The sequence below is a fragment of the Brevibacillus sp. AF8 genome (assembly GCF_021270385.1).
GTDB lineage: Bacteria > Bacillota > Bacilli > Brevibacillales > Brevibacillaceae > Brevibacillus.
On sequence record NZ_JAGQDN010000031.1, the window covers coordinates 23,842 to 36,830 of the forward strand.

19 protein-coding genes are annotated in these 12,989 nt (G+C 47.9%); all 19 read left to right on the forward strand.

Annotation, left to right across the window (positions count from 1 at the left end; all coding sequences use genetic code 11):
• Positions 1-4: 4 nt before the first annotated feature.
• The 19 genes from KB186_RS26550 to KB186_RS26640 all read left to right on the forward strand — a co-directional run bounded on the left by KB186_RS26550 (position 5) and on the right by KB186_RS26640 (position 12,988).
• Positions 5-1,345 carry an SLC13 family permease gene (locus KB186_RS26550; protein ID WP_255688974.1) on the forward strand — a complete coding sequence of 447 codons (1,341 nt, stop codon included), beginning with the start codon at positions 5-7 and terminating at the stop codon, positions 1,343-1,345.
• Between the two features lie 96 nt (positions 1,346-1,441).
• Positions 1,442-2,128 (forward strand): response regulator transcription factor, encoded by a 687-nt coding sequence (locus KB186_RS26555; protein WP_232774706.1) that lies wholly within the window; start codon positions 1,442-1,444, stop codon positions 2,126-2,128.
• A 3-nt stretch (positions 2,129-2,131) separates the two neighbouring features.
• Complete coding sequence (locus KB186_RS26560; RefSeq protein ID WP_173611215.1) at positions 2,132-3,496, forward strand: HAMP domain-containing sensor histidine kinase; 1,365 nt, start codon at positions 2,132-2,134, stop codon at positions 3,494-3,496.
• A 12-nt stretch (positions 3,497-3,508) separates the two neighbouring features.
• Positions 3,509-4,342, forward strand: a complete 834-nt coding sequence (locus KB186_RS26565; RefSeq protein WP_232774708.1) for a PepSY domain-containing protein — start codon at positions 3,509-3,511, stop codon at positions 4,340-4,342.
• A gap of 294 nt (positions 4,343-4,636) precedes the next feature.
• Positions 4,637-4,852 (forward strand): hypothetical protein, encoded by a 216-nt coding sequence (locus KB186_RS26570; RefSeq protein ID WP_217367232.1) that lies wholly within the window; start codon positions 4,637-4,639, stop codon positions 4,850-4,852.
• 5 nt (positions 4,853-4,857) lie between these two features.
• Positions 4,858-5,187 carry a DUF2085 domain-containing protein gene (locus KB186_RS26575; RefSeq protein WP_173611175.1) on the forward strand — a complete coding sequence of 110 codons (330 nt, stop codon included), beginning with the start codon at positions 4,858-4,860 and terminating at the stop codon, positions 5,185-5,187.
• Between the two features lie 94 nt (positions 5,188-5,281).
• A complete protein-coding gene (locus KB186_RS26580) occupies positions 5,282-6,097 on the forward strand; it encodes an alpha/beta fold hydrolase (protein ID WP_173611176.1) in 816 nt (271 codons plus the stop codon).
• A 136-nt stretch (positions 6,098-6,233) separates the two neighbouring features.
• Positions 6,234-6,977: a type I methionyl aminopeptidase gene (map, locus tag KB186_RS26585; RefSeq protein ID WP_173611177.1), complete on the forward strand. Its 744-nt coding sequence runs from the start codon at positions 6,234-6,236 to the stop codon at positions 6,975-6,977.
• Between the two features lie 123 nt (positions 6,978-7,100).
• Entirely contained in the window at positions 7,101-7,658 is a 558-nt protein-coding gene (locus tag KB186_RS26590; protein ID WP_015893337.1) for a DNA-3-methyladenine glycosylase I, read from the forward strand.
• Between the two features lie 28 nt (positions 7,659-7,686).
• Positions 7,687-8,163 carry a DinB family protein gene (locus KB186_RS26595; protein ID WP_173611178.1) on the forward strand — a complete coding sequence of 159 codons (477 nt, stop codon included), beginning with the start codon at positions 7,687-7,689 and terminating at the stop codon, positions 8,161-8,163.
• Between the two features lie 374 nt (positions 8,164-8,537).
• Entirely contained in the window at positions 8,538-8,876 is a 339-nt protein-coding gene (locus KB186_RS26600; protein WP_173611179.1) for an RNA polymerase sigma factor, read from the forward strand.
• Positions 8,822-9,049: a hypothetical protein gene (locus KB186_RS26605; RefSeq protein ID WP_017251813.1), complete on the forward strand. Its 228-nt coding sequence runs from the start codon at positions 8,822-8,824 to the stop codon at positions 9,047-9,049. Before KB186_RS26600 ends, KB186_RS26605 begins: the two co-directional genes overlap by 55 nt.
• Entirely contained in the window at positions 9,046-9,243 is a 198-nt protein-coding gene (locus KB186_RS26610) for a hypothetical protein (protein WP_173611180.1), read from the forward strand. The genes KB186_RS26605 and KB186_RS26610 overlap by 4 nt, the downstream gene beginning before the upstream one ends.
• A gap of 250 nt (positions 9,244-9,493) precedes the next feature.
• Complete coding sequence (locus KB186_RS26615) at positions 9,494-10,147, forward strand: hypothetical protein (RefSeq protein ID WP_173611181.1); 654 nt, start codon at positions 9,494-9,496, stop codon at positions 10,145-10,147.
• A 200-nt stretch (positions 10,148-10,347) separates the two neighbouring features.
• On the forward strand, positions 10,348-10,485 hold the full coding sequence (locus KB186_RS26620; RefSeq protein WP_173611182.1) for a hypothetical protein: 138 nt from the start codon (positions 10,348-10,350) through the stop codon (positions 10,483-10,485).
• 21 nt (positions 10,486-10,506) lie between these two features.
• The gene (locus KB186_RS26625) at positions 10,507-11,004 is read left to right on the forward strand and encodes a hypothetical protein (protein ID WP_232774709.1); all 498 of its coding nucleotides are present in this window, start codon (positions 10,507-10,509) and stop codon (positions 11,002-11,004) included.
• Positions 11,004-11,195, forward strand: a complete 192-nt coding sequence (locus tag KB186_RS26630; protein ID WP_173611183.1) for a hypothetical protein — start codon at positions 11,004-11,006, stop codon at positions 11,193-11,195. Before KB186_RS26625 ends, KB186_RS26630 begins: the two co-directional genes overlap by 1 nt.
• 2 nt (positions 11,196-11,197) lie before the next feature.
• Positions 11,198-12,535: a phage tail sheath subtilisin-like domain-containing protein gene (locus KB186_RS26635; protein WP_232774710.1), complete on the forward strand. Its 1,338-nt coding sequence runs from the start codon at positions 11,198-11,200 to the stop codon at positions 12,533-12,535.
• Positions 12,536-12,988, forward strand: a complete 453-nt coding sequence (locus tag KB186_RS26640) for a hypothetical protein (RefSeq protein WP_007723453.1) — start codon at positions 12,536-12,538, stop codon at positions 12,986-12,988.
• Position 12,989 lies beyond the last annotated feature (1 nt).

Consider the following 12,989-nt stretch of genomic DNA (forward strand, 5'->3'; position numbering starts at 1 on the left):
GATAATGTTCGTTGAATTACTACTTATGCTGCCCTCTTCCCTGACATTGGAAGCCAAATGGAGCTTGTTCTGCTTCTGTGTCGCCGTGATCCTGTGGACGACCACCTCGCTGAACTCCGCCTATGTAGCGATTGGCTCCGTATTACTCCTCGTCGTGACAGGAACGGCTGACCAGGAAATTTTGTTCGACTCGCTCGCCTCCGATGTCATTTGGTTAATGATTGGCTCGTTCATTCTCGGCGGTGCGCTTCAAGTGACCGGCTTGGCAGGGAAACTAACAGATCTGGTTGTGAGCCGCGCAAAGAATGTCAAAAGCTTGTTTTGGCTCTTGACGGTCGTCGTTCAATTTCTCGCTTTCTTTATCCCGTCTACTTCTGGACGCGCAGCGGTGCTACTGCCTGTTTTTCACTCGCTGACCTCCGAAATCGGGAACAAGCAAATCACGAAAGCCATGGCGATCCTGATTCCGACGATTATTTTAGTATCGACGAGCTCCACTATGATCGGAGCAGGCTCCCATTTTATCGCGCTCGATATGCTGAAGGAGTTCAATGGGGAAGGGATTAGCTTCGCGGAATGGCTGTTGTGGGGACTGCCGTTTGGAGTAGTGGCCAGCATCGTGACTTGCCGGATTGTTCTGGCTCTGTTTCTCACCAAAGACGAGATGCAGCGCCCACTCGCGAGCAAAAAGCTCTCCCTTACCTTGTCCCGCAACGAAAAATATACGATTGCCGTGATCGGGGCGATGGTCATTTTCTGGCTGACAGAGCGTTTTCACGGAATCGAGATTGCAACTACGACAGTCGTTGGCGCCTTTCTTTTGACATTGCCGAATGTGGGTGTCATGAAATGGAAGGATGGCGTACAGTCTGTCTCGTGGAACCTGATTCTGTTTGTAGGGGCAGCCATTGCACTCGGAAAGTCATTGTTGGATAGCGGCGCGGCAGAGTGGATCATGAAGAAGCTGTTCACAATCACAGAGTATCTGGAAGGGGAATCATCCATTCTGATCATTGTGGTTATTACCTTGCTGACGCTGACCTCCCATCTGTACATTACATCGCATACAACGAGAGCCGTCATTCTTGTACCACCGCTTCTCTACTTTGCGAGCAGCCTTGATTTGAATGAAGTGACCATTTTGTTCTTAGGAATCGTCGGCATGAACTACTGTCTGACCTTCCCTGTCAGCTCCAAAGCATTGCTCATGTTCCAGGAAAGCGGCAAGGAGACCTTTTTGCCAAAGGATTTGCTGGGGTTGAGCTTGTATGCAGGGGCAGCCCACGCAATTCTGATGATCGTCTTTTATTACGCATACTGGCAGTGGGTGGGGTTATCGATATAAGTAAAAAATGATATCTTTCGTACGGATTACTCTTTGATCCACAGCCAATATTTGCTAAACTCATCTGGATAATGGAGCAAGGCTTAGGAGGATTACATGTCGGAGCGAATATTAATTGTGGAAGATGAAGAGAAAATTGCTCGTGTGATTCAATTAGAACTGGAATACGAAGGGTACGAAAGTGAGATCGCCAAAACAGGGCTCGAGGCGCTGGAACAATACAACCAAGGCGGATGGAACTTGGTTTTGCTCGATGTACTGCTGCCAGGTTTGTCAGGCATAGAAGTGCTTCGTCGGATTCGGGTAAAGGACTCCGCGACGCCAGTCATTTTGTTGACGGCCAGGAATGCTGTCGTAGACAAAGTAAATGGACTCGATCAAGGAGCGAACGACTACATCACGAAACCTTTTGAAATCGAAGAACTGCTGGCTCGCATTCGTTCCTGCCTCCGCTTGTCCCAGATGACAAGAAAAGTGGAAGCCAGCTCCAAGGTAGAAGTAGCGGATTTAAGCCTGGATGAAAAATCGCGGGAAGTGACGAGAGGTTCCAGTCAGATCGAGCTGACGCCGCGTGAATTCGATTTGTTGCTTTATCTGATGCAGAATAAAAACCAAGTTCTGAATCGTGAACAGATTCTTACTCACGTATGGGGATTTGATTATTTCGGAGACACAAATGTCGTTGACGTGTATATCCGTTACTTGCGTAAAAAGGTGGACCAAGGGCATGAAACCCCGCTTTTGCATACAGTACGAGGCGTTGGTTATATGCTGAAGGGGTAGATGATGAAAATCAAAAATAAAATTCATTTGTTCTCCACGGTCGCACTCTTGCTTCTGTTGCTCATGGTCAACAGCTTCATTTACTTCATGTTCTACAAAGTGACAACAGACGGAGAGCTGGATCGTCTGCAACGAGAAGTTCTGCACATCCAGAGTGGACTCAATCAGATCGGTGTAGAAAGTTTCGACCCTGCTACGCTCTTGCAGCCGTATTTGCCACCGAACGGGATGATCCGGATTATCGATCAACAATCGCGAGCCATCGTCACGCAGGAAGTAGACAGCACGCAGCCAATCCCGGCACCGAAGCCCATTTTTGATAGAAAAACGAGTGACGGTGTCTTCGATGTCAACGGAGCGAAATACGCATACGTCAAGGTCCCGATCATTTGGACGAATGGAAAAATTGTCACGTTAGAAGTCATTGAAAGTATTGCCGGTTTGCAAGAAAATTTGAGCCTGCTGCAAAATGTTCTGCTATTTGCTTCGTTGTTCGTGCTGATTCCTGCTTTTTTTGCAGGGCGTATGTTGAGCAACCTGATTTTGCGACCAGTCAACTCGATGATTCAAACGATGGAAGACATTCAAGCGCGCAGTATTTTTAAGAAAATACCGCTTGAGCACACATCCAGGGATGAATTGCATGCGTTAGGAAGTACCTTTAACAAGATGATGGATTTATTGCAGCAAAACTTCGAGAAGCAGCAGCAATTCGTCTCTGATGCTTCCCATGAATTGAAAACGCCGCTGACCGTAGTAGAAAGCTATGCAAAGCTATTGAAGCGTTGGGGGACGAAAAAGCCGGAGGTTCTGGCAGAGTCGGTGGAAGCGATCTATTCCGAAGCCGTGCGCATGAAGGATATGACCAATCAAATGCTCCTTCTTGCAAACAATAGTGCCGAATGGAATCTGGATGTCAAAGAAATCGACTTGATCCCGATGTGCCAAACGACCATTGCACAATTGACCAATGCGTATGGCAGAGCCTTTCAACTGGGCGCAAGCCACGAATCGGTTCCGGTGATGGCCGATGAACAAAAACTAAAACAAGTGCTCGTCGTTTTACTCGACAATGCGATGAAATACAGCTCCAATGAAATTGAGGTTGAGGTGGGGATTCAAGGGGAGCGTCCATTTTTCTCAGTGAAGGACTACGGAATGGGGATTCCCAAGGAAGATTTGCAGCATGTTTTTGATCGTTTCTTCCGTGTAGACAAAGCCCGCAGCCGTGAAACAGGGGGCGTAGGACTCGGTCTTTCCATTGCCAAACAGATCGTCGATGCCCATCAAGGCGATATTGCCCTGGATAGCGAAGAAGGGAAATGGACGCTCGTGACCGTTTTTCTGCCAGGGCAGGCAAAGAAATAGCAGGAGGTACGTATGAATAAAAAGTGGAAAATAGGGCTGCTGGCGAGTTTTCTGTTGGTCACTACAGCATTTGGCATGCAACGGATCTTCGCGAGCATGGATTTGCGGTCATTGTCAGCGGAGGAAGTCAAACAGATCGTGACGGCCCGCTACCCGGGGAAGATTGAATCAATCTCCATGACAAATGTAGGAGAAAACAGCATTTACAATCTCCAGCTCCTCAATGAGCGTGGAACATATAGTGTGATGGTGAATGCACATACGGGCGAAATTATTGATTTGAAGGAGCTATCCTTGGTCGCAGCCACTGCGCAGCCGAAGGCAAACGAAACGACGACGAATCCAATACAGCCGGGTTCAATTCCGACAGCCAGCACAGCACAGCAACCTAATAACGCTGGGAAAGATGCTTCTGGCAACGCGACCAAGCCAGCTACAACCCCAACACAGCAGCAGCCGAAGCCAAATCAAGGCTCGAATCCACCAGCGCAGTCACAGACCAAAATTACGGAACAGCAAGCGAAACAGATTGCGACAGAAAGAACAAGTGGCGGCAAGATCGATGATGTTGATTTGATCGAGACAAAGAGTGGAGCCGTCTATCGGGTGATCACGGAAAAAGACTCGAAAACGGTAGACGTACGCATACATGCTATTACCGGAAAAGTGCTCTCGACTACGACTATCGACAATAGCTCTACCGATGATGACGACGATGATGATCAGACACCAGCGGATAAAAACGGCAGTGCTCCGGCGGATACTCCGGCGGATACTCCAACAAGTGGGGACACGAACTCCGTCGACATCGACGACGATGATTTGGATGATGGTGATGACGATTAGGATTTAGATTTTTCATATGGAGGGAGCCGTCAGTGTCTGCATTGACGGTTTTTTCGATGTGCAAATTGAGGACAGAGATACAAATAGAAGAGAAAAAGCATCTGTTCCGATCCCCGTCTATCGGCTTACATACGCACGTACAGAGCGGTATAAATATGTCGACGCCATAACCAATCAGCCGGGTCGATGACTTCACTCTCTTTCGTAACGCACAGTGAAACTGCAGGTACGCTTTCTCGTAGAAAGAGAAGAAGGGAGAGGGTGTATCTGTTTTTTCTTGGATTAACGCTTTGCATGATCGCATGGATAGCGGGAGGCGTATTTCTGTATCAAGGGGATTATGTTACAGGAGGAGTCTTGATCATACTTGGTTTGCTTGTTTTGATTAGCATGATCCTCTATTATTCGACAAACCGGAAAAAGCGTAAAAATTGCTCGCCAGATTGCAGCCATCTTCCCGTTGATTGTCCGAATTGTGATGCAACCGATTGCGATTGCAAGCCAGATTGAGGGGGATGAAAATGAATACGCAGTGGATTCCCTGTCATCGACGAGCAGATCGTTCCTTTTCTATCGGTGGCAAGAAAATGCCGCTATGTGCCAGGTGTGTTTCGATCCTAGCTGGATACTTGCTGGCGCCTGTTTTTGCAGGAATGCATATCGTGACCTCTTACTATTTCATTGGACTGCTTTTATTGCCCATGCTGATTGATGGCTTTACCCAACATTGGAAGTGGCGAACAAGCAATAACAAACTGCGCTTTTTCACAGGGTTCAGTTTTGGAATCGGACAGTCTTTGCTCATTTCCAATGTCGTTTGGTTTTTGGTAGAGAGACTGGGGTGAAGCGATATGCCTCTATGTACACAAAAATTTCAATATTATGCTAATCCTTTCACCGGGGACATCCCTCCTATATAATACTGGTGGGGGGATATAAGTGATCCATTATAAGACATACATACGTGGTGAGGATTGCGAATGGGTGACTTTTGTCCATGGGGCAGGGGGCAGCTCGTCGATTTGGTATAAACAACTTAAGGCATACAAAGAGAATTTCAATGTTCTTCTAGTAGATATGCGTGGTCACGGAAAATCTAAAAACATCCCGGGCAAGCTGTTTAAAACATACACCTTTGATGATGTCAGCAGAGATATCATTGAGGTTTTGGATCATTTAAAAATCGTTTCCACCCATTTTGTGGGGATTTCTTTGGGGACGATTATTGTGCAGATTATTTCGGAGCAGGCCCCGGACAGAATGCGTTCTATGGTTTTGGCAGGGGCTGTGACGCACATGAACGTTCGATCGCAGGTATTAATCACGCTGGGGAATATGGTCAAACATTTCATCCCGTACATGTGGTTGTATCGACTATTCGCATGGGTGATCATGCCGAACAAGCGTCATAAAGAATCGCGTTCCTTGTTTATCCGCGAAGCCAAAAAGCTTTGTCAAAAGGAATTCAAGAGATGGTTCAAGCTGACTAAAGGCATTAATCGCTTCCTGGGAACCCTCTTTGATAAAGAGCCTCCCATTCCTACCTTGTTCATTATGGGGGACGAAGACCATATGTTTTTGCCATTCGTCCAGATGCGTGTGAAAAAAAGGCAATATGCACAGTTGAGTCTAGTCGCTGACTGCGGTCATGTCGTCAATGTCGATCAGCCGGAAGAATTTAACCGAATCTCCATCGGGTTTATTCAAAAGCAGTCGACAATAGCACACAGAATGTATGCACTGAATCCAGCCTAGCTTCGTAAGATAAGAGCCGCAGAGGGTGCTTCTGGGGTTCTTTGTTTTTTCTGCGGGTTGCGATTGGTGATGAAAAATGTTCCAATGTAGGAGTAGAAAAGGGGAATAATTACATTCGTAGACAGGAGGGAATCACATGTCAATTCAAAATGAACATGATTTGATCTGTTTGAAGCGGATCGGTAGTATTGTCGCTGAAGCAAGAGAGGCGATGATAAAAGCAGTGCGGGCAGGCGTGACAACAAAAGAACTCGACCGGATTGGCGGAGAGATCTTGGCAAAATACGGCGCGCGTTCTGCACCGAATATCACGTATGATTTTCCAGGGAATACGTGCATCAGTGTCAATCACATTGTTGCCCACGGCATTCCTGATGATACAGTCTTGAAAAATGGCGATATCATCAATATTGATGTCTCGGCGGAGCTGGATGGATATTTTGCCGATACAGGTGCTTCCATCGTGGTAGGGGAAGGTGAGCCCGAGAAACAATCCTTATGCGAATGCGCCGAGGAGTCGCTGTACAAGGCATTGGATGCGGCAAAGGCGGGATCGAAGCTTAGCCAGATTGGTCGCATTGTTCATCAGGAGGCCAGGAAAAAAGGCTTTACAGTGGTCAAAAACCTTACGGGTCATGGCATCGGCAAAAGCTTGCATGAAGAGCCTGCTTACATTTTGAATTACTATGACAAAAAGGACAGACGCTTGCTCACAGAAGGTCTCGTATTGGCCATTGAAACATTCATTTCAACGGGGACGGAATATGTGGACGATGGCAGGGATGGTTGGGCGCTCATTACGCCTGATAAGAGTTACGTAGCTCAATACGAGCACACCATCGTTGTGACGAAAGGGAAGCCAATTATTTTAACGGCTTGATTGCAGGGAGACCTCAGATGGATGAGGTCTTTTTTTGTAAAGAAAAACTTGCAGAATACCCAATGATTGTATATTCTTTATATAGGAATATATGTTCGCATTTCGTAGAGGAGGCTTCTTTCCATGAATCGGTGCGGCTGGGTGAATCAGGACCCTATTTATATGGATTATCACGATCACGAGTGGGGAGTTCCTGTCTATGAGGATCGGTTGCTCTTTGAATATTTGAATTTGGAAGGCGCACAGGCCGGACTGAGCTGGTACACGATCCTGAAGAAGCGGGAAAATTATCGAAGAGCGTTTGATAACTTTGAAGCGGAGAAAATCGTTCAATACGATGAAGCCAAAATTGAGCAATTGCTGACAGACGAAGGCATCGTTCGAAACAGGCTGAAGATTCGCGGCGTCGTGAAGAACGCCCACGCGTATTTGCGGGTTGTGGAGGAGTTTGGGTCCTTTAGCAGCTATCTTTGGTCGTTTGTAGGCGGAAAGCCGATCCATAATCATTTTCAGGAAATGAAGGATGTGCCTGCTTCTACCGAAATCAGCGACAAGATGAGCAAGGACCTGAAAAAGCGAGGTTTTACGTTTGTCGGTTCAACCATTTGCTACGCCTTTATGCAAGCAGTCGGCATGGTCAATGATCACGTAGCGACATGTGATCTCTATCAAAAAAACTAGGACGAGCTTACGGGGAGGGGAGAATGGCATGAACGAAAATGATCTCTTAATCTTAAACTTTGAGGAAGTAAGACGTAGAAGCATCAAGGTGTGGAAGGCAATCCCTACAGAAATGCTGAACTGGAAGCCTGACGATAAAGCGTTCACGTGCGGAGAAATGATTCGCCATGTCATCGAGGGTGAGTTTTTGTATCACCAGATTTTGATCCAACGGGGAAGCGCCGCCTTGTCTGACATCCCCAATCCGTATGAAACCAAAGAGTTTTCGAGCGTAGAAGAAGACTTGGCCTTTGCGAAACCGTATCGAGAAGAGTTTCTCCGCTTCGTCAGAGGGCTGTCCAAGAGTGACTTGGAGAGTGTCCGCATCGATCGATCCGATGTAGGCTATGTCCGCACACTTGGAGACATGCTGCTGCGAATCGCTTATCATGAGTCGGTACATACCGGTCAACTGCTTGATTATATGAGAACGATGGGTGTTGAACGTCCGAATATTTGGGATTAAGAGAGTGCGAAAGATAGAAAAGCAAGCAAGTTCTTCTGCTATGGATGCGAGAGGGGCTTGCTTTTTTATTTTTATAAGATATTTCAAGCGTGATGGGCAGATAAAACCAAAAAGTATGAGAATTATGTACTTTTATAGAGTGGGAACATCAGTTATATAAGGATAATTTCATACTTCTACACAAGCACGATCTCCACTCGGGAACGTGCTTTTTTGATGTCTTCTTCTGAAAATTATGCAGTGGATCAACCTGGAAAATCATCTCCAAAAATCTGGTAGAAAGAACTTGAACTTATTACATCAGTATGAGATACTTGTACTACAAGAGAACGAATGTTCCTATTTTCGGATGAAAAAGACAGAAGGTGAAGCAAGTGACAGATGAGCAGTTGAAAGAGCATTGCAGAAAAGTGCTCAAGAGGATTGCTTGGCGATTGCAGTACGCCGCCAAGAAGCGTTTGTACAGGGAGACGGTGATCAAAGAGGAGATGCGGGGAACGGAAGCGATCGAGGACAATCTGTCGGATCTGTATGTTCAGGAGGTGTTGATGCAACTCCCAGAAAAAGCCCGGATTATTATCAAGCAGGTCGTCCTACAAGGAATGACAGAAGAACAGGTAGCCAAAAAACTGAATATGACCAGACAAGGAGTGAGTAAATGCAAAAACAAATATTTGCGCCAATTGGCCGAGAAGCTGACTCGTTCAGCCTGACCCTCCAAAAAGCACAGTCAGGAGATAATCGGGCTGTACTGACGATCCTCGACTTTCTGCTTCCTGACATGGAGTACCTCGCTTCCTTTATCAAACTACCTCGCGAAGAGAGCATGCAAGAAATGAAAACCGCGATGCTCGAAGCGATCCGCAGTGGAGAAGTGATGCTATGATGACGATTGATTACGTTCAGGTTCTCGCGGTTGTCGTGTGCTTCCTTGCTTTAATCGTCACGTTTAAGCAGGTGGATTTGCAGATTCGGATTAATAATCTGTTCAATCTGCAATTAAAGGCAAACAAAGAGAAAAAGAAAGAGCAACTGGAACAAAAAAAGGAGACTCCGACTGACGATCGGAATCCCCGTTGAATGCTTGGGGCAAAGAATACAACTGGTGAGTATCCTCTTTGCCCCCTTTCATTATACAAGAAAATGACGATGCAAAGGAGATACGTACGAAATGATAGAAGCAGCATTAATCGGAGCAGCTGTTTTATTGGTCGGAGTCATTATCGGACAGATTGGTTTGTCTCAAAGATTAAGAAAAGACGCAAGAGTCAACGAAAACCGATAAGCAATCATACGGACTTCATATATATGACCGAGGGGGAATAGTGCCTTGATCAGCAAAGATATTTTCATGGAAGCAGTATGCGAGGTTTGTCCGGCAACGTGCTGGGGAAAGAAATCACATTGTCAGGTTCATGATAAGCACGTAGGAAAAATCGATTCTTGCCCGGAGTGGGACAAGTACATGCGGGATCAAGAGGCAAAAGGGCAGCAAAAGACAGTATCCGCTAGAAAAGAAGGCTTCGTCCGGCTGAGTGAGCAAGCACCCATTGTAGATTTTCTACAGAAAGCCGAGGAAGAAATCCGCGACTATAATTACATGCAAATCGAGATCGTTCGTATCCAGCGTTTTTTGCGCGAGGCGGGGGAAGGAATGGTCTCTCAGTATGGATTGGATGCAGGCATGCCAAAAGGAAAGGGCACCACGGGAGATAAGACGCACGCGGAGGTTGTACGCCGGGAGCGAAAGTGGAAAAGGCTGCAAAATTTGCAGGATAAAATTGAGCGGATCAATAAAGCGGTAGAGACGATTCCGGGGGAGCAGGAACGCTTGGTGGTCGAGGCTTTGCTGGATGGCGACAAGAACAATCTGATTGCCAAAGAAATCGGTGTGTCCCGTCAGCGGTATTATGAAATCAAGCGCAGTGCGGTGATGAAGATGGCATGGGCGATGTATGGTGATCAGGCTCAGCAGACCGGATGATGATTTAATAGATGAGAAGCTGTCTGGAAGATGACAGCTTCTTTTCATTTTCACAAGTATGATTGAGGTTGACAAAGGTTGACACTTCCTGACACATCGGGTCATTTTCCCGGTTTTTCCTCCGAATCAGTTATACTTGAGTCAAGCGAAACAAGTAAGAGAGATACGAGCCATCCGAAGAAGCTATCGGGTGGCTTTTTATGTACGCCGACGGCTCAAATGCCCGGCGAGCGGGGAAAATGGCGATGGCGCCACACGATGTTGCGAGTTCAAAGCTACAGGCTACTCGCTCCCTGCTCGGCGGGTATTTGCCGTGGATGCCTTGCCAAATGAAGTGAAATAGTGGGGGGAAGAGTCATGTGACGAAGACAGAAGAGAATACCGCAAGTATGGGAGGTGGAAGCTGGATGGATCGTGAGCTAGCCGTTCTCATTGAACTGGTGAAGGAAGCGTACCCAGAGCTGGCTACTGTTGTAAATGTGGACGACTGGATGGCGCAGCGATTTCAGCCGCCTATCGCGTTTCTTTTGACGCAAGGGGTCCGTGAAGAAGGAAGAAGCCTCACTTCCTATCAGGTTGTCTCAGAAGCAGCCATCGTCCTCCACTATCCAAGGGTAGCAGGCGTCTACCAGCCGCTTTCAGCTGAGCCGCTGCGTGAGCTTCTTCGCCAAAATCAATTTAGCTATCAAGGCAAATCGTCTGGATTGTCCATCGAGATCGACAGCTCCACCTTGCGTATTTGGCGGGATAAAAAGGACCGGACGGAGATCGCGTTCCAGTTCACCTACAACGTGGCGGTGCAGAGAGCAGCCACAGAAAAAATCAACGAATTTGATGTAGAGGGGGTCCGATCATAGTGGCACGAAAAGAACAACAAGCACAGGCCCCAGAGCTTGTGCAAACCAAACAAGCGTGGATCAAGAGCGCCGCTTATCTTGGAGCCGAACGGTTCGAGGTAGCAGGTGCTCTTTTTTCTGAAGCAGATGATCAACTACTGGCAGAAGGACAAGTGAAGAGCCGACTGACCAAATACAAAGGCGGGGTGTAAGCATGACCATTCAACGTGAACGTCCGGGTGTAACGGTCGAACTGATCGCAAAAGCAAAAGAACGTGTAGTACCGAAGAGCGGTGTCGTACTGGTTCCGTATCAAGCAGAGTGGGGCGCGTCAGATGAGCTCGTCAAGCTGGGGAGCTTTGAGGAGCGACTTGCTCACACATTTGGCAAGGTCGATACCGTGGAGCTGGCAGCAGAAGGCGGCGCGACGATTCTCGCGTACCGCATGACGAATGGCACAGCCACAAAAGCAGCGTATGAGCAAGCGGATGCAATCAGAGTCGAGGCTCTGTATCCGGGCTTGGTAGGTAACGAGCTGAAGGTTACGATTACTGCCTCGACGTCCGAGCCAGGCAAGAAGGAACTCCAGGTAACAGGCCCGCTGCAAACCGAGAAGTTTTCGTTTGCGGATGCGAATGAGTTGGCAGCGAAAACGAGCCAATCCAACTATGTGCGTGTGAAAAAACTGGGCGAGACTGCCGTTACAATCGTGCCAGAAACAGCGCTGACAGGAGCGAAAAGTGGCACAGTAGCGCTTACCGCAGCTGACTCAACTAAGCTGTTCATGGCTGTGTCCGGTGCTGATTTTGACACGATGTATCTGCCTTTTGACGATGCGGCTGTACAAGCGGCAGCGAAGCAACTCATGAGCGATCGTCGTACACAAAACAAGAAGCTCAGTACACTGGTAATCGGCGGCAAAGCGGCGGACGACGAGAACATGGCGAAGCACATCGAGCGGTCTGTGGCGCAAAATGCCCGTTTTGTCGTGAACAGTGCTATCGCTGGTCAACACAACAACGGGAAAGTATACGGTAGTCTGGAGTGGGCAGCATGGGTGGCGGGTATGATCGCCGCGACACCTGCGCATGAATCGCTGACGGCTGTCGTCGTTCCATTGAAAAAAGCGCTCAAGGATTGGGGCCACACCGATATTTTGAGTGCGCTCGGCTCCGGTACGCTGATCGCAACCCGCGACGGGGATGTGTACATCATCGAGAGCGCCGTCAATACGCTGGCGGTGCTTGGTACGCATGAGCGCGAGGACTACGGCAAAATCCGTGTGAGCATGACGCTGGATCAGATCGTCAACGACATCAGTCAAGTCGGCAAGAAATACAAAGGCAAGCTCGGCAACAACGATTTGGGCGGCGCGGTGTTTGTCTCTGCCGTCAACGCGTACATGACCGTTCGCGAGCAGCAGGGCGCGATTGATACGGGCTGGACATTTACGGATAAGAAGAACGGCATCGGGGATCGCCGTGGCTTCCTCTTGTCTGCGAAGCCGCTTGATGCCATCGAATACTTTGACATTGACTGGGAGGTGCTGTAATTGGCTATTGCACGCGATATTAAACTAAAGAACTGCCAAATTTACGATGAAAACGGGGACCCGATCTTCGGTACCCTGGAAGGAAAAATGGTGCTCAAGGTAGAGTACGGCGACACGAATCGCCTGCAAAAAGGAAAAATCCAGACCGTCAACGACTGGCATGTAGAAGTGACATTGAAAATTACCGCAACCAACGCTGCGTTGAAATACTACTGCGTCGATCAATTGACGCAAGGCAAAACCCCAGTCCTCCCATTCCTGATCGGCGAGACGCTGGACAAGGAAGCGGGCAACTCCGAACGCGTCCGCATTTCCAATATTGTGCTGAACCCAGACGAAATTACGCTGTGGGAAGCCAAAGCAGACGGCAACGATCACGCGACCTACGACCTGAAAGGGATGTCCATCGAAAAGCCGGACTACCTCGATGAATTGCCAACCTACACGGAATAGG